This window comes from Aquipseudomonas guryensis, assembly GCF_014164785.1.
Lineage (GTDB): Bacteria > Pseudomonadota > Gammaproteobacteria > Pseudomonadales > Pseudomonadaceae > Aquipseudomonas > Aquipseudomonas guryensis.
Window position 1 is genome coordinate 205,157 of the sequence record NZ_JACJFN010000004.1, and the last position, 16,234, is coordinate 221,390.

The following is a 16,234-nucleotide window of genomic DNA, read 5'->3' on the forward strand; positions in this document are numbered from 1 at the left end:
CAACGCAACCCCAGATTGGCGAGCGGGCGATTGTAGCCAGGGGAGATAGCGGCTGTCAGTCGCGACAGGCGCGCATTGCTCAGGCGCGCGTGCGCCGTCATAATGTAGCCCCTTTTTTCAGCCCCTACATGTGGAAGGTATTGCCCGTGACCCAGAAGCCCGACCAGTGTCTCGGTGAGTGGATCGATCGTGAAGCCCTCGCAGAAGCGATGATCCCGATGATCGGCCAGCTCTACCGCAACAACAGCGTGGTGACCTCGATCTACGGCCGTGGTCTGATCAACCGTTCGGTGATCGACATTCTCAAAGCCCACCGCTTCGCCCGTCACCGTCTGGCCGACGACAGCGAACTGTCGGTGCACGATACCTTCCCGATCCTCAAGGCCATGGGCGAGCTCAAGCTGGGCGCCGCTTCCGTGGATCTGGGCAAGATGGCTAGCAAGTTCAAGGCCGAAGGCAAAGGCCGCAGCGTCGAGCAGTTCGTCAAGGACGAGCTAGCCGATGTAGTGGGCAAGCAGAACGGCTCCGGCCGTGAAGGCACCGACGTGGTGCTGTACGGCTTCGGTCGTATCGGCCGCCTGCTGGCGCGCATCCTGATCGAGAAAACCGGTGGTGGCGACGGCCTGCGTCTGCGCGCCATCGTTGTACGCAAGGGCGCCAGCAATGACTTGGTCAAGCGCGCCAGCCTGCTGCGTCGTGACTCGGTACACGGCAAGTTCGACGGTACCATCACCATCGACGAAGCCAACAACACCCTGACGGCCAACGGCAACCTGATCCAGGTGATCTACGCCAAGTCGCCGACCGAAGTCGACTACACCCAATACGGCATCAAGAACGCTCTGCTGGTGGACAACACCGGCGTATGGCGTGACGCCGAGGGTCTGGGCCAGCACCTGGCTTGCCCGGGTGTCGACCGCGTAGTGCTGACCGCACCGGGCAAAGGCGCACTGAAGAACATCGTGCATGGCATCAACCATGGCGAAATCACCGCCGACGACAAGATCATCTCGGCGGCTTCCTGCACCACCAACGCCATCGTGCCGGTGCTGAAGGCTGTGAATGACCAGTACGGCATCGTCAACGGTCACGTTGAAACCGTGCATTCGTACACCAACGACCAGAACCTGATCGACAACTTCCACAAGGGCGATCGCCGTGGTCGTAGCGCGCCGCTGAACATGGTGATCACCGAGACCGGTGCCGCCACTGCAGCCGCCAAGGCCCTGCCGGTACTGAAAGGCAAGCTGACCGGCAACGCCATTCGTGTACCGACGCCGAACGTGTCGATGGCCATTCTCAACCTGAACCTGGAGAAGGCCACGACCCGCGAAGAGATCAACGAGTACCTGCGCCAGATGGCCATGCACTCGGATCTGCAGAAGCAGATCGACTTCGTCCAGTCGCAGGAAGTGGTCTCCACCGACTTCGTCGGTTCGCGCCACGCCGGCGTGGTCGATGCTGAAGCCACCATCTGCAACGACAACCGCGTTGTGCTGTACGTGTGGTACGACAACGAGTTCGGCTACAGCTGCCAGGTGGTGCGTGTGATGGAAGATATGGCCGGGGTTAACCCGCCAGCCTTCCCGCGCTAAGAAACTGAATAGGAGCAGCTGCAACTCGCAAGCTCCTGGTTAGTTTCTTTGTGCGAATACCAACAAAACGGGAGCCTAGGCTCCCGTTTTGCATTTCAGTGGCTGGCGAACTCAGCGATCGGCCAGTAGTTGCTCGCGCAGTTTGTCCGACAGGCCCTCGGGGGCCAGCCAGATGCCCAGGTAGGCGCGGGCCAGCTCGGTATTGCTGCTGCGGAAAACCTCGTTTCCATTGCGCTCCAGGGTCAGGCCCTGTTGGGTCGTGTAGTTCAGGGCGTAACGGTCGCCGGGGCGGATATCGCGGAACGTGGCGTGCAGGGCATCCACCTCAGGTTTCAGTTTCTCCAGCTGGGCGGCGCTGTGCTGGCGCTCCAGGGTGACCCAGGCGGCCTTGAGCACATCTTCCTTGGCGATGTCGCGGTAGTAATACAGTTCCAGTCGCTGTGCCACGGGTTGGCTGGCGGCCTGACTCGGGTTGACGCTGGCCTCGGCGTAGAAGGCGGCAGAATAGACATCAGCCCATAGATAGGTGAGCAGTGCCTGGTTCTTGCGCTCCAGTGGCGTGCCGGCCAACTGATAAGTGCTGCTGAAGCCGGCCTGGTCGAGGATGGGGTTGTCGCTCTTGGCCAGCAAATTGCCGTTGCCGGTGAGCAGTAGGGTCAATATGAGCAGGTAGCGCATGGTGCAGGCTCCTCGGAGTTTTAGTGGTTTTCGCTGCTGCTGACCAGGGCGTCAAGTATCCCGCTGTTGCTTGGTGTTACGACTTGCCGGTCGAAACAGGAACCAGCGGGTGGGCACTGCGAGGTTATCTCCTTATAATTCAACGGATTTTCACTTCGGGGCGACTTTTCGCCGTTATTGGCTTGGGCTGTGCTAATTGCAGCTGAAGCGTCCCGGTTGTGTTCCAACTCTGCAAAAGCACTGGTTTCAGTGTTTGGACCACTCAATGATCAAAATAAAATGTGGGCTGGATTTGCCCATCAGCGGCGCCCCCGAGCAGCGTATCGATGATGCCCGTGCCGTGCGCAGCGTTGCCTTGATGGGGTGTGATTACCACGGGATGAAGCCGACCATGGCCGTACAGCTCGGTGACCGGGTCAAGCTTGGCCAGGTGTTGTTCTCCGACAAGAAAAACCCGGGCGTGCATTTCACTGCGCCGGGGGCCGGCGTGGTCAGTGCCATTCATCGCGGCGAGCAGCGCGTGCTGCAGTCGGTGGTGATCGACCTGGATGGCGATGACGCCATCGCATTCGCCCACTACGAGGCGGCCCAGTTGGTCAGCCTGGAGCCCCAGGCGGTGCGGGACAACCTGCAGCAGTCCGGTCTGTGGACGGCGCTGCGCACGCGCCCATTCAGCAAGGTGCCGGCCGTGGATGCCGTGCCCAGCTCGATCTTCGTTACGGCTATCGATACCCAGCCTTTGGCGGCAGATCCTGCAGTGATCATCGCCGAACAGGCGGCTGACTTCGAAAACGGTCTGAAAGTTCTTGCGCGCCTCGCCAAGGTCTTCCTGTGCAAGGCCGAAGGCGTGCAGTTGCCGGGTGAAAACCTGCCGGGCGTGCACTGCGAGGCCTTCAATGGCCCGCATCCGGCCGGTCTGCCGGGTACCCACATTCATTTCCTCGATCCAGCCAGCGCGACCAAGAGCGTGTGGCAGATAGGCTGTCAGGACGTGATTGCCATCGGTCAGCTATTCACCACCGGCCAGCTCAACATGGCCCGTGTCGTGTCGCTGGCCGGCCCGATGGTCGAGAAGCCGCGCCTGCTGCGCAGCCGTCTCGGCGCCAGCCTGGACGAGTTGACTGCTGGCGAGCTGCAACCGGGCCACAACCGGGTGATTTCCGGTTCAGTGCTGGGCGGCCGCACCGCGCGTGGTGCGTTCGCCTTCCTGGGGCGTTACCACTCGCTGGTTTCCTGTCTGCACGAAGGTCGCGAACGCGAGTTTCTGCATTACCTGCGTGCTGGGGTGAACAAGCACTCGGTGCTGAATATCTTCGTGTCCAAGCTGCTTGGCGGCAAAAAACTGGCCATGGATACCAGCACCAACGGCAGCCCGCGCGCCATGGTGCCGGTGGGCAACTACGAGGCAGTGATGCCGCTTGATATTCTGCCTACCCAGTTGCTGCGCTACCTGATCGTCGGAGATACCGAGATGGCGCAGAAGCTCGGCTGTCTGGAGCTGGACGAGGAAGACCTGGCGTTGTGCACCTACGTTTGCGCCGGCAAGTACGAATACGGTCCGATCCTGCGGGACAACCTGACCCGCATCGAGAAGGAGGGCTGATCAATGTCTTTGCGTAAATTCCTCGACAAGATCGAGCACAACTTCGAACAGGGCGGCAAGTACGAGAAGTGGTATGCGCTTTTCGAGGCCATCGATACGTTTTTCTATCGTCCAGGCAGCGTAACCAAGACCACTGCTCACGTGCGTGACGGCATCGACCTCAAACGCATGATGATCACCGTCTGGGCCTGCACTTTCCCGGCGATGTTCTTCGGCATGTGGAATATCGGTTTCCAGGCCAACAGCATCATGGCCGGTAACCCCGAGCTGCTGGCCGCTCAGGATGGCTGGCGTTTCGGCCTGATCGGCATGTTGGCCGGTTTTGACCCGAACAGCCTGTGGGACTGCTTTATCCAGGGCGCGGCATATTTCCTGCCGGTGTACCTGACCACCTTCATCGTCGGCGGTTTCTGGGAGGTGCTGTTCGCTTCCATTCGCCGTCACGAGGTCAACGAAGGTTTCTTCGTCACCTCCGTGCTGTTCGCCCTGACCCTGCCGCCGGATATTCCTCTATGGCAGGTGGCCCTGGGTATCAGCTTCGGCGTGGTGATCGGTAAGGAAGTGTTTGGCGGTACCGGCAAGAACTTCCTCAACCCGGCCTTGGTCGGTCGCGCCTTCCTGTTCTTCGCCTACCCGGCGCAGATGTCCGGGGATGCGGTATGGACTGCGGTGGATGGCTATGCCGGCGCTACTGCATTGTCTGCAGCCGCATCCGGTGGCATCGAGCAGGTCACCGCGAGTGGCCTGTCCTGGTGGAACGCCTTTGTTGGCTTCGAGCCAGGCTCGATGGGGGAGACCAGCACCTTGGCGATCTTCATTGGCGGAGCCTTCCTGCTGCTGACCAAGATTGCCTCCTGGCGCATCGTCAGTGGTGTGATGCTGGGCATGATCGCCATGAGTTCGCTGTTCAATGGTATCGGTTCGGACAGCAACCCAATGTTCTCAATGCCCTGGTACTGGCACCTGGTGGTGGGTGGCTTCGCCTTCGGCATGATTTTCATGGCCACCGACCCGGTATCGGCCTCCATGACCAACACCGGCAAGTGGCTGTTCGGTGCATTGATTGGGGTGATGGTGGTGCTGATCCGTGTGGTCAACCCGGCTTTCCCGGAAGGCATGATGCTGGCAATCCTGTTCGCCAACCTCTGCGCACCGCTGATCGACCACTTCGTCGTACAGGCCAACATCAAGCGGAGGATTGCACGCAATGGCTAAGCAAGAATCTACTGCGCGCACCCTTATCGTTGCGTTGCTGGTGTGCCTGGTCTGCTCGGTATTCGTCGCCGGCGCAGCCGTGGCGCTGAAGCCGACCCAGGTGGAAAACCGCCAGCTGGACAAACAGCGCAGCATCCTGGCGATTGCCGGCTTGGGCGAAGAGGGTATGTCGGCCAAGGCGATCAAGGCCCTGTATGCCGAGCGTATCAAGGCCCGGGTGGTTGACCTGCAGACCGGCGCCTTCAGTGACGCCCAGGATGCGGCCAGCTTCGATCCGCTCAAGGCAGCCAAGGATCCGTCGTTGTCCGATGCGCTCCAGGGCGAGCAGGACATTGCCTCGATCAAGCGTCGCGAGCGTTTCTCCACCGTGTATATGGTGGAAACCGACGGCAAGCTCGACACCTTGATTCTGCCGGTGCGTGGCTATGGCCTGTGGTCGACCCTGTACGGTTTTATGGCACTCAAGGGTGATCTGAACACCGTGGTCGGCTTCGGCTTCTACCAACACGGCGAGACCCCGGGTCTTGGCGGCGAAGTGGATAACCCGAAGTGGAAGGCGCTGTGGGCCGGTAAGACCCTGTTCGACGAGCAGGGCGCGCTGGCCGTAGAGATCATCAAAGGCAGTGTCGACGCTACATCACCCAAGGCACAGCACCAGGTCGATGGCCTGGCGGGTGCGACCCTGACCAGCAAGGGCGTCAACAACCTGCTGCACTTCTGGCTGGGTGAAAGTGGCTTCGGCCCGTTCCTGGCCAAACTGCAAAAAGGGGAGGCATAAGCATGTCGCAACCCACGATCAAGAGCGTGTTGCTCGACCCGATCTTTCACAATAACCCCATCGGCCTGCAGATCCTCGGGATCTGCTCGGCGCTGGCGGTCACCTCGAACCTCAAGACCGCGCTGGTGATGTCGATTGCGCTGACCCTGGTGACCGGGTTCTCCAACCTGTTCATCTCGATGATCCGCAGCCAGATCCCCAGCTCGATCCGCATGATCGTGCAGATGGTGATCATCGCTTCTCTGGTGATCGTGGTCGATCAGGTGCTGAAAGCTTATGCCTTCAGCCTGGCCAAGCAGCTGTCGGTGTTTGTCGGCCTGATCATCACCAACTGCATCGTCATGGGCCGGGCCGAGGCGTTCGCCATGCAGAACCCACCGATGCTGTCGTTCTTCGATGGTATCGGTAACGGTCTGGGCTACAGCGCCATGCTGATTGTGCTGGGCATCATTCGCGAACTGTTCGGCGCCGGAAAACTGCTCGGCTACAGCGTTCTGCCGACCGTCAGTGACGGTGGCTGGTATCAGCCCAACGGCATGCTGCTGCTGCCGCCTTCGGCGTTCTTCCTGATCGGTCTGATCATCTGGGCGTTGCGCAGCTGGAAGCCGGAGCAGAAGGAAGCCCCGTCCTTCCGCATGGCGCCGCAGGTTTCGGATAAGGAGGCCTACTGATGGAGCATTACCTCAGCCTGTTCGTTAAGGCGGTGTTCATCGAGAACATGGCGCTGGCCTTCTTCCTGGGCATGTGCACCTTTATCGCCATTTCCAAGAAAGTGGAAACCGCCATCGGCCTGGGTATTGCGGTCGTTGTGGTGCAGGCCATCACCGTGCCAGCCAACAACCTGCTGTATACCTACCTGCTCAAGGAAGGTGCGCTGGCCTGGGCCGGTCTGCCGGACGTCGATCTGAGTTTCCTCGGCCTGCTCAGCTACATCGGGGTGATCGCCGCCATCGTGCAGATCCTCGAGATGCTGCTCGATAAGTATGTGCCCAGCCTTTACAACGCGCTCGGTGTGTTCCTGCCTTTGATCACCGTGAACTGCGCCATCATGGCCGGTTCGCTGTTCATGGTGGAGCGCGACTACAACCTGGCCGAGAGCGTGACCTACGGCCTGGGCTCCGGCTTCTCCTGGGCCCTGGCTATTGCGCTGCTGGCTGGCATTCGCGAGAAGCTCAAGTACAGCGATGTACCGGATGGCCTGCAGGGCCTGGGCATCACCTTCATCACCATCGGTCTGATGTCGTTGGGCTTCATGTCCTTCGGCGGCATTCAGCTCTAAGGAGAACCAGATGGGTTTTGAAATTTCCCTGGCCATCGGCATGTTCACCGCCATCGTCCTGGCACTGGTGGTGATCATCCTGGCGGCGCGCGCCAAGCTGGTTTCCAGCGGCGACGTCAACATTGTCATCAATGGTGAAAAAACCATTACCGTTCCAGCCGGGGGCAAGCTGTTGCAGACCCTGGCGGCGAACAATGTGTTCCTCTCCTCGGCGTGCGGTGGCGGCGGTACCTGCGCCCAGTGCAAGTGCGTGGTCGAGTCGGGCGGTGGCGAAATGTTGCCGACCGAGGAGTCGCACTTCACCAAGCGTGAGGCCAAGGCTGGCTGGCGCCTGTCGTGCCAGACGCCGGTCAAGCAGGACATGCACATCGAAGTGTCGGAAGAAGTGTTCGGCGTGAAGAAGTGGGAATGCACGGTGGAGTCCAACCCCAACGTCGCCACCTTCATCAAGGAGCTGACCCTGCGTCTGCCGGAAGGCGAGAGCGTGGACTTCCGCGCCGGTGGCTATGTGCAGCTGGAATGCCCGCCGCACGAAGTGCACTACAAGGACTTTGATATCCAGCCCGAGTATCGCGGCGACTGGGACAAGTTCAACCAGTGGAAGTACGTGTCCAAGGTCGACGAGACGGTGATTCGTGCCTACTCCATGGCCAACTACCCGGACGAGAAGGGTCTGGTCAAGTTCAACATCCGTATCGCCTCGCCGCCGCCGGGCAAGGATCATTTGCCGCCAGGCCAGATGTCGTCCTGGGTGTTCAACCTCAAGCCGGGTGACAAGGTCACCGTCTATGGTCCGTTCGGTGAGTTCTTCGCCAAGGACACCGATGCCGAGATGATCTTCATCGGCGGTGGTGCCGGTATGGCGCCGATGCGTTCGCATATCTTCGACCAGCTCAAGCGCCTCGGTTCCAAGCGCAAGATCAGCTTCTGGTACGGTGCGCGTTCGCTGCGTGAAGCCTTTTATGTCGAGGAATACGACAAGCTGCAGGCGGAAAACCCGAACTTCCAGTGGCACCTGGCGCTGTCCGATCCGCAGCAGGAAGACAACTGGGCCGGCCTCAAGGGCTTTATCCATAACGTGCTGTTTGAAAATTACCTGAAGGATCATCCGGCACCGGAAGACTGCGAGTTCTACATGTGCGGCCCGCCCATGATGAACGCTGCGGTGATCAAGATGCTGCTGGACCTGGGTGTCGAGCGCGAAAATATCCTGCTGGACGATTTTGGTGGCTAAAACGGCGTTATGCCTGCTGCTGGCCAGCGTTCTGCTGGCCGGTTGCGGCGAGAAGATCGAGGAGTTCGGCGGCCCGACCATGGGCAGCCACTACTCGTTGAAATACCTGGCGGGTGAGGGCAGTCCCGAGCCTGCCGCCCTCAAGGCTGAGGTAGAGAATCTGCTGACTCAAGTCGACCAGCAGATGTCTACCTGGCGCAGTGATTCCGAGCTTTCCGAATTCAATCGCCTGCCGGCCGGCAGCTGCCGCGTCATGCCCGATGCGGTGCTGACCTTGGTGCGTGCCGGCGAGCAGTTGTCCCGTGACAGCGATGGCGCTTTCGATCTGACGGTGTCGCCCTTGCTCGAACTCTGGGGCTTCGGCCCGCAGTCGCGCGGTGAGCGGGTGCCCACGGTCGACGAGATTGCTGCGGTGCAGGCCAATGTGGGACACCGGCACGTGCGTATCGACGGGCAGCAGCTGTGCAAGTCTGCTGCGGTGCACCTGGACTTCAACAGTATCGCGGCTGGCTATACGGTCGATCTGATCGCGGCACGCCTGGCTGAGCGCGGCGTATCCAGCTATCTGCTGGATGTCACCGGTGAGATCCGCGCGGCCGGGCACAAACCCGATGGCTCGCCCTGGCGTATTGCTATCGAGGCGCCGCGCGATGATCAGCAGGTCGCGCAGAAGGTGCTGGAGCTGGATGGCCTCGGCGTTTCCACCTCTGGCGACTACCGTAATTATTTTGAACGCGATGGCCAGCGCTACTCGCACACTATCGATCCGAAGACGGGCGCGCCGATCACCCATCGCCTGGCAGCGGTGACCGTGGTCGATTCCTCCACTCTGCGCGCTGACGGACTATCGACTTTACTCATGGTATTGGGGCCGGAGCACGGCTTTGCTTATGCCGAGCAGGCAGGCATCGCCGCGTTTTTCGTCACCCGTACCGACAAGGGCTTTGCCACTCGGGCGACGCCTGCCTTCGAGCGCCGTTTCGGCGAAGGAGTGAAACCATGACCTGGTTACTGGTGTTTGTCGTCATGCTGCTGGTGGTGCTGGGCATGGCCGTTGGCGTGATCATGGGACGCAAGCCGATTGCCGGCTCCTGTGGCGGCATCGCAGCCCTGGGCATCGAGAAAGAGTGTTCGATCTGTGGTGGCAGCCGCGAGAAGTGTGAAGAAGTGAATCGCGACAAGTCGGACGATGTAGTGGATACAAAGCTCGCCTACGACGCGACCAAGCGCTAATGTGCAGCGCAAATCGGCATGGCTAAGCTGTGTCGTGGATCAAAAGTGCCGTGGCCATGGGGTGTCACGGTACCTTCAGGGCGCCGCTGGCGCCCTGAGCAGTTCTGATAGGAGTAAGCATGGCGGTCTACAACTACGATGTGGTGGTGTTGGGTTCCGGCCCGGCGGGTGAAGGCGCGGCAATGAACGCGGCCAAGGCTGGGCGCAAGGTAGCGGTGGTCGACAACCGCCCGCTGGTTGGCGGCAACTGCACCCACCTCGGCACTATCCCGTCCAAGGCCCTGCGCCACTCGGTGCGGCAGATCATGCAGTACAACACCAATCCGCTGTTCCGCCAGATCGGCGAGCCGCGCTGGTTCTCCTTCCCCGACGTGCTGAAAAGCGCCGAGCGGGTGATTTCCAAGCAAGTCGCCTCGCGTACCGGCTACTACGCGCGCAACCGCACCGACGTGTTTTTCGGCACGGCCAGTTTCGCTGACGAGCAGACGGTCGAAGTGGTCTGCCCGAGTGGCGTGGTCGAGAAACTGGTGGCCAAACAGATCGTCATCGCCACCGGCTCGCGGCCCTATCGCCCGGCGGACGTGGACTTCCATCATCCGCGTATCTACGACAGCGACACCATCCTCAGCCTGACCCATACACCGCGCCGCATCATCATCTACGGCGCCGGGGTAATCGGTTCCGAGTACGCCTCGATCTTCAGTGGCCTCGGCGTGCTGGTCGACCTGATCGACAACCGCGATCAGTTGCTCAGCTTCCTCGATGACGAGATTTCTGACGCCCTCAGCTACCACCTGCGCACCAACAACGTACTGATTCGCCACAACGAAGAGTACGAGCGCATTGAGGGGCTGGAAAACGGCGTGATCCTCCATCTCAAGTCGGGCAAGAAGATCAAGGCCGACGCCTTCCTCTGGTGTAACGGCCGTACCGGCAACACCGACAAGCTGGGTTTGGAGAACATCGGTATCAAGGTCAACAGCCGTGGCCAGATCGACGTCGATCAGCAGTACCGCACGCAGGTGAGCAACATCTTCGCCGCCGGCGACGTGATCGGCTGGCCGAGCCTGGCCAGTGCCGCTTACGACCAGGGCCGCTCGGCTGCTGGCAGCGCGGTGGAAAATGACAGCTGGCGCTTCGTCGATGACGTGCCGACCGGCATTTACACCATTCCGGAGATCAGCTCGATCGGCAAGAACGAGAAGGAACTGACCCAGGCCAAGATTCCCTATGAAGTGGGCAAGGCCTTCTTCAAGGGCATGGCGCGGGCGCAGATTTCCCACGAACCGGTGGGCATGCTTAAGATCCTGTTCCATCGCGAGACCCTGGAAATCCTCGGCGTGCACTGCTTCGGCTACCAGGCCTCGGAGATCGTCCATATCGGCCAGGCGATCATGAACCAGAAGGGCGAGGCGAACAGCATCAAGTACTTCGTCAACACCACTTTCAACTACCCGACCATGGCCGAAGCCTATCGGGTGGCGGCATTCGATGGCCTCAACCGGCTTTTTTGAGCGGCTCCGACCGGTGGCCTGAGCCGGTCGGGGTAGATCCCTTCAGCGATTCCCGCGAGTGGCGCTGGCCGAACCGGGAGAGCTTCTGACCAGGCGTGATGCGTAAAAAACCGGCCCTTGTGGCCGGTTTTTTATTGCCTCGCAGCCCGTAGCCCGGATGCAATCCGGGATGGCTGGCGACTCGACCACCTAACGTTTCAGCGTATTGACCGCCAGCCCGGGGAAGTCGGTGATGATGCTGTCCACGCCGAAGTCGGCCAGGCGGCGCATCAGCGCAGCATCGTTTACCGTCCACACCGATACGTGCAGCCCAGCTTTCTGCGCCTTGGCCAGACGCTCCGGGGTGCACAGGGTCCAGTTCAGCGCGAGCATCGAGCAGCCATGGTGGGCGGCGACCTTGAGCGGGTCGAGCCAGTTGTACTCGGCGACCAGGCCGCGCGACAGTTCCGGGGCCAGGCGCTTGAGCGCGCGCAGGACTTCGCGCGAACTGCTGGTCACGGTGATGCGCTCCTTGATGGCGAAACGCTCGGCCAGCGCCTGGATCGCCAGTACCGTACGCGCGGCGCGTACCCGCGAGGCGCTTTTGACTTCCAGTTGCCAGTGCTCGAAGTCGCATTGCTCGAACAGCTGCTCCAGGGTCGGGATCGGGCAGGGGGTCTTCCAGCCCGGACCACCCTGGCGCGCGTCGTAGCCGAGCAGTTCGGCGGCGTCATGCTCGACTACCTTGCCGCGGCGGCCGGTGGTGCGTTTCAGGGTCGGGTCGTGGATCACCATCAGTTGGCCATCGCGCGACAGGTGCAAGTCCAGTTCGCAGCGTTTCACCCCGTGGCCGAGGCAACGCTGGAAGCTGGCGAGGGTATTTTCCGGTGCTTCGCCCTTGGCACCGCGGTGGCCGTAGATAAGGGTCACTGTTGTTCCTTGGGAAGGGGGTGGCGGGGCTGATGATGAGTCACGCTGTTGACCACGTGATCGTATTCGAAATACACGCTGAACTCGCGGTAGTCCCAGCGCGTGATCGGCGGTTGGCCGACTGGCGCGTGCTCCTCGTCGGCTAGGCCAAAACGCTCCAGTACCGCGCGTTGCGACTGGCCACGCTGGGGCAGTTCGATAGCGCTCGTGCCTTGCTGGCCAAGCGGAATCTCGATGGTTTCGGCGGCGGCTGGTAGAGCCAAGCTGCAGGCAAGCAGAGCAGTCAGGTACGGCAGACGTGGCCTCATCGTGGCAGCTCGCGGGCTAGGCGGCGCTGTTGCGCCTGCTTCTGCAGAATGTGCCGGGCCAGTAGCTGGCGTTGGGCATCGGTCAGGGCTTCGAATTCGGTGCCGATCTCGAACTGACCATCGTCGCGGGCCTGGCAGTGCATGACCCTGGCCCGCAGCAGCAGGCCTAGAGCCTGCGGCATCAGCACCATCTTCAAGGCCAGGTGGCTGCCGGCCGCTACCGCTTGTGGATGATTGAAGCTGATGCCGCCCTCCGACAGCGAGACCCGGCGCGGTACGCCGATATCGCGCAGCAGGCTCTGCGCCAGCGCCTGGCCGAGCAGATCGATGCGCTTGTTCATCACTTTCAGGTAGTTGGCCAGGGTGCGGTCGCGTTCGCTGATATGCCGCAGCAGATGCTGCGATTCGAAGTCCATCAGGTGCAGGTCGCTGAGCAGATTGAACAGCGGCGAGGCGTCGTGCAATGCGTCACTGGCCAGGGCCTGAGGCCCGGACAACAGGCTGAAATCCAGTGCGATCGTGTCATCGATACGGTAGTATTCGCGGCGATCATCAGCGTCTTGATACGACATGGCGAACCCATGGCAGCAGTGGTGGTCTGAGTGTAAAGCTGCTCGCCAAGCCCCGCCACAAGGACGTTCCTTCTTTCGCCAGCGAACCCATACATGTTCAGACCCTTGCCGTTCTTTATCGGCTTGCGTTACACGCGGGCCAAACGTCGAAATCTTTTCGTTTCCTTCATCTCCCTCACTTCAATCATCGGCCTTGCCTTGGGCGTACTGGTGATGATCGTCGTGCTGTCGGTGATGAATGGCTTCGACCGCGAGATGCGTGACCGCGTGCTGGGCATGGTGCCGCATGCCACGCTCGAAAGCGGCCAGCCCTTGCCGGACTGGCAGCGGATCGCCACCCAGGTGGCCGAGAACCCGCAGGTACTGGCGACGGCGCCCTTCACCCAGATGCAAGGCCTGCTGACCAATAAGGGTCAGGTGCAGAAGGTGCTGATCAACGCCATTGACCCGCGCGAAGAGCACAAGGTCTCGATCATCGGCAACTTCTTCCTCAAAGACCAAGGTTCGCTGGCAGCCCTGAAGCCGGGCGAATTCGGTATCACCATTGGTGATCTGGCGGCGAAAAAGCTCGGTCTGGCGCTTGGCGACAAGGTCACCTTCGTCGCACCCGAGGTCGCAGTCACCCCGGCCGGCATGTTTCCGCGCATGAAGCGCTTCACTGTGGTCGGCATCTTCCATGTCGGCGCCGGTGAGATCGATGGCCATGTGGCCATGGCCCATGTCCAGGATGCCGGTCGCCTGCTGCGCTTGAAACCGGGCGAGGTGCAGGGCATCCGCCTCAAGCTGCGTGACCTGTTTGAGGCGCCGCGGGTGGCCTGGGAGTTGTCCCAGTCCCTGCGCGAGGAGAACTTCTATGCCCGCGACTGGACCGCAACCCACGGCAATCTGTACCAGGCGATTCGCATGGAGAAGGCCATGATCGGCCTGCTGCTGTTGCTGATCGTCGCGGTCGCTGCGTTCAACATCGTCTCCACCCTGGTCATGGTGGTCACCGACAAGCAGTCGGATATCGCCATCCTGCGCACCCTCGGCGCCACGCCGCGGCAGATCATGCTGACCTTCATGGTGCAGGGCACCGTGATCGGTGTGGTCGGCACCCTGGTCGGCGGCGTGCTGGGTGTGTTGGCGGCGCTCAATGTCAGTGCGGCGATCAAGTGGCTGGAGGGCGTGCTGGGCATGCAGTTCCTCAATGCCGAGGTGTATTTCATCGACTATCTGCCCTCGCAGGTGCAGGTCGAAGACGTGGTGCTGGTGTGCGCCGCGGCGTTGCTTCTGAGTTTCTTTGCCACCCTTTACCCGGCTCGGCGTGCGGCGCGCACCCAGCCAGCGGAGGCTTTGCGTTATGAGTGATAAGGCAGTCCTGAGTTGCCGCAACCTTGGCAAGAGTTATGAGGAAGGGCCGCAGACGGTCGACGTGCTGACCAACGTGGCGCTGGAGCTGTTGCCCGGCGAGCGCGTGGCCATCGTCGGCAGTTCCGGTTCCGGCAAGAGCACCCTGCTGAACATGCTGGGCGGCCTGGATACACCGAGCCAGGGCAGCGTCTGGCTGGCCGGCGAGGAGCTGTCGGCGCTGAACGAGAAGGCGCGTGGCCTGCTGCGCAACCGGGCGCTGGGCTTCGTCTACCAGTTCCATCACCTGCTGCCCGAGTTCACCGCCCTGGAGAACGTATGCATGCCGCTGTTGATTGGCAAGACGCCGATCGGCGAGGCCCGTCAGCGTGCCACGGCGCTGCTGGAGAGGGTCGGCCTGGGCCATCGTCTGAGCCACAAGCCGGCCGAGCTGTCCGGTGGCGAGCGCCAGCGCGTGGCCATCGCCCGTGCTCTGGTCAATCGTCCGGCGCTGGTGCTGCTCGACGAGCCGACCGGCAACCTCGACCAGCACACCGCGCACGGCATCCAGGAACTGATGCGCGAACTCAGCGCCTCGTCGCAGACCGCCTTCCTGGTGGTGACCCACGACATGCAGCTGGCCCAGCAGATGGATAGGGTGCTGCGTCTGGAAGAAGGCCGGCTGGTGGCTGCCTGATATGTTTCGGCCAATCGCACTTTTTATCGGTACCCGCTACACCCGCGCCAAGCGGCGCAATCACTACATCTCGTTTATCTCGCTGACCTCGATGATCGGTCTCGGTCTGGGCGTGCTGGCGATGATCGTGGTGCTCTCGGTGATGAACGGTTTCCAGAAGGAAATGAGCACGCGCATCCTCGGCATGGTGCCGCACGCCACCCTCAGCGCCGAACAGCCGCTGGCTGACTGGAGTGCCGTGGCCGAGGTGGCCAAGCGCAACCCGCAGGTTATCGGCGCGGCACCTTTTGCCGAGCTGGAGGGGATGTTCTCCTACCGCGGCATCATGCAGCCGATCCAGATCAATGGCGTCGATCCGGCCCAGGAACAGCAGGTCTCGATCATCGGCCGGCAGATGGTCCAGGGGCGCCTGGACGACCTGCGTCCCGGCGAGTTCGGCGTGATCATCGGCGAGGTAACGGCGCGGCGTTTCCGCCTCAATGTCGGCGACAAACTGACCCTGATCGTACCCGAAGTGAGCGGTGCCGCCGGTGGCATCACCCCGCGCATGCAGCGCCTGAATGTGGTCGGCGTATTCAAGGTGGGTGCCGAGCTGGATGGCAGCCTGGCGCTGATCAGCATCGCCGATGCCTCGAGCATCCAGCGCTTCGCCCCGCAGCAGGTGCAGAGCGTGCGTGTCGCGCTCAAGGATCTTTACCAGGCGCCGCAGGTGTCCGCCGCCATCGCGGCCAGCCTGGGCGCAGGCTTCAAGGCCAATGACTGGACCCACACCCAGGGCAGCCTGTTCAGCGCGATGAAGATGGAAAAGACCATGATCGGCCTGCTCCTGCTGCTGATCATCGCGGTTGCCGCGTTCAACATCATTGCCACCCTGGTCATGGTGGTGGCCGACAAACGCTCCGATATCGCCATCCTGCGCACCCTCGGCGCCACGCCGTGGCAGATCATGAGTACCTTCATGGTCCAGGGCACGGTGATTGGCAGCATCGGTACGCTGGTCGGCGGTGTACTGGGGGTGATCGTCGCCCTCAATGTGAGTGGCTGGATGGCCTTGCTGGAGCGGGTCAGTGGCACCCATATCCTCAGTTCGGATGTCTACTACATCAACAATCTGCCCTCCGATCTGCAGGCTGGTGATGTCCTGTTGATCTGCGGCGCGGCATTGCTGATGAGTTTTCTGGCGACCCTGTACCCGGCCTGGCGCGCCTCTCGTACCCAGCCCGCAGAAGCGCTGCGTTACGATTGAAGTGCAGATGTGAGCCATAAAAAACGCCGCTATCAGCGGCGTTT

General features: G+C 61.5%; 17 protein-coding genes. 13 read left to right on the plus strand and 4 right to left on the minus strand.

From position 1 onward, the window contains the following. The first annotated feature begins 128 nt into the window (after positions 1 to 128). The gene (locus H3H45_RS16150) at positions 129 to 1,595 is read left to right on the plus strand and encodes a glyceraldehyde-3-phosphate dehydrogenase (RefSeq protein ID WP_182834735.1); all 1,467 of its coding nucleotides are present in this window, start codon (positions 129 to 131) and stop codon (positions 1,593 to 1,595) included. A gap of 111 nt (positions 1,596 to 1,706) precedes the next feature. On the opposite strand, the gene H3H45_RS16155 is transcribed toward H3H45_RS16150, so the two are convergent. Beyond that, positions 1,707 to 2,273, minus strand: coding sequence for a chalcone isomerase family protein (locus H3H45_RS16155; protein ID WP_182834736.1), 567 nt, complete (start codon positions 2,271 to 2,273; stop codon positions 1,707 to 1,709). A 265-nt stretch (positions 2,274 to 2,538) separates the two neighbouring features. Between H3H45_RS16155 and H3H45_RS16160 the strand changes: the two genes are divergently transcribed. From H3H45_RS16160 to sthA, 9 genes are all read left to right on the plus strand, one after another. Further along, positions 2,539 to 3,876 (plus strand): Na(+)-translocating NADH-quinone reductase subunit A, encoded by a 1,338-nt coding sequence (locus tag H3H45_RS16160; protein ID WP_182834737.1) that lies wholly within the window; start codon positions 2,539 to 2,541, stop codon positions 3,874 to 3,876. A 3-nt stretch (positions 3,877 to 3,879) separates the two neighbouring features. Continuing rightward, positions 3,880 to 5,091 (plus strand): NADH:ubiquinone reductase (Na(+)-transporting) subunit B, encoded by a 1,212-nt coding sequence (locus H3H45_RS16165; protein WP_182834738.1) that lies wholly within the window; start codon positions 3,880 to 3,882, stop codon positions 5,089 to 5,091. Then, positions 5,084 to 5,869, plus strand: a complete 786-nt coding sequence (locus H3H45_RS16170; protein ID WP_182834739.1) for a Na(+)-translocating NADH-quinone reductase subunit C — start codon at positions 5,084 to 5,086, stop codon at positions 5,867 to 5,869. The genes H3H45_RS16165 and H3H45_RS16170 overlap by 8 nt, the downstream gene beginning before the upstream one ends. Continuing rightward, positions 5,866 to 6,540 (plus strand): NADH:ubiquinone reductase (Na(+)-transporting) subunit D, encoded by a 675-nt coding sequence (locus tag H3H45_RS16175; RefSeq protein ID WP_182835007.1) that lies wholly within the window; start codon positions 5,866 to 5,868, stop codon positions 6,538 to 6,540. Before H3H45_RS16170 ends, H3H45_RS16175 begins: the two co-directional genes overlap by 4 nt. After that, positions 6,540 to 7,148, plus strand: a complete 609-nt coding sequence (gene nqrE, locus H3H45_RS16180; RefSeq protein WP_182834740.1) for an NADH:ubiquinone reductase (Na(+)-transporting) subunit E — start codon at positions 6,540 to 6,542, stop codon at positions 7,146 to 7,148. The genes H3H45_RS16175 and nqrE overlap by 1 nt, the downstream gene beginning before the upstream one ends. A 10-nt stretch (positions 7,149 to 7,158) precedes the next feature. Next, positions 7,159 to 8,382, plus strand: a complete 1,224-nt coding sequence (gene nqrF / locus H3H45_RS16185) for an NADH:ubiquinone reductase (Na(+)-transporting) subunit F (protein WP_182834741.1) — start codon at positions 7,159 to 7,161, stop codon at positions 8,380 to 8,382. Continuing rightward, positions 8,375 to 9,385: an FAD:protein FMN transferase gene (locus H3H45_RS16190; RefSeq protein WP_328822390.1), complete on the plus strand. Its 1,011-nt coding sequence runs from the start codon at positions 8,375 to 8,377 to the stop codon at positions 9,383 to 9,385. The genes nqrF and H3H45_RS16190 overlap by 8 nt, the downstream gene beginning before the upstream one ends. Continuing rightward, positions 9,382 to 9,615 carry a (Na+)-NQR maturation NqrM gene (gene nqrM / locus H3H45_RS16195; protein ID WP_173205348.1) on the plus strand — a complete coding sequence of 78 codons (234 nt, stop codon included), beginning with the start codon at positions 9,382 to 9,384 and terminating at the stop codon, positions 9,613 to 9,615. Before H3H45_RS16190 ends, nqrM begins: the two co-directional genes overlap by 4 nt. Before the next feature lie 119 nt (positions 9,616 to 9,734). Next, positions 9,735 to 11,129 carry a Si-specific NAD(P)(+) transhydrogenase gene (sthA, locus tag H3H45_RS16200; RefSeq protein WP_182834742.1) on the plus strand — a complete coding sequence of 465 codons (1,395 nt, stop codon included), beginning with the start codon at positions 9,735 to 9,737 and terminating at the stop codon, positions 11,127 to 11,129. A 189-nt stretch (positions 11,130 to 11,318) separates the two neighbouring features. Here the strand turns inward: sthA and H3H45_RS16205 are convergent, their stop codons facing one another. From H3H45_RS16205 to H3H45_RS16215, 3 genes are read right to left on the minus strand one after another with little or no spacing between them, the layout of a single operon-like run. Then, positions 11,319 to 12,038 carry a glycerophosphodiester phosphodiesterase gene (locus H3H45_RS16205; protein ID WP_182834743.1) on the minus strand — a complete coding sequence of 240 codons (720 nt, stop codon included), beginning with the start codon at positions 12,036 to 12,038 and terminating at the stop codon, positions 11,319 to 11,321. Beyond that, positions 12,035 to 12,346: a phosphodiesterase gene (locus tag H3H45_RS16210; protein ID WP_182834744.1), complete on the minus strand. Its 312-nt coding sequence runs from the start codon at positions 12,344 to 12,346 to the stop codon at positions 12,035 to 12,037. The genes H3H45_RS16205 and H3H45_RS16210 overlap by 4 nt, the downstream gene beginning before the upstream one ends. Continuing rightward, entirely contained in the window at positions 12,343 to 12,918 is a 576-nt protein-coding gene (locus H3H45_RS16215; RefSeq protein WP_182834745.1) for a PilZ domain-containing protein, read from the minus strand. Before H3H45_RS16215 ends, H3H45_RS16210 begins: the two co-directional genes overlap by 4 nt. A 93-nt stretch (positions 12,919 to 13,011) precedes the next feature. Here H3H45_RS16215 and H3H45_RS16220 point away from each other — a divergent pair, with 93 nt between their 5' ends. From H3H45_RS16220 to H3H45_RS16230, 3 genes are read left to right on the plus strand one after another with little or no spacing between them, the layout of a single operon-like run. Then, positions 13,012 to 14,268 (plus strand): lipoprotein-releasing ABC transporter permease subunit, encoded by a 1,257-nt coding sequence (locus H3H45_RS16220; RefSeq protein WP_173205364.1) that lies wholly within the window; start codon positions 13,012 to 13,014, stop codon positions 14,266 to 14,268. Further along, a complete protein-coding gene (gene lolD, locus H3H45_RS16225; RefSeq protein WP_182834746.1) occupies positions 14,261 to 14,944 on the plus strand; it encodes a lipoprotein-releasing ABC transporter ATP-binding protein LolD in 684 nt (227 codons plus the stop codon). The genes H3H45_RS16220 and lolD overlap by 8 nt, the downstream gene beginning before the upstream one ends. 1 nt (position 14,945) lies before the next feature. Further along, positions 14,946 to 16,190 (plus strand): lipoprotein-releasing ABC transporter permease subunit, encoded by a 1,245-nt coding sequence (locus H3H45_RS16230; protein ID WP_182834747.1) that lies wholly within the window; start codon positions 14,946 to 14,948, stop codon positions 16,188 to 16,190. Positions 16,191 to 16,234 lie beyond the last annotated feature (44 nt).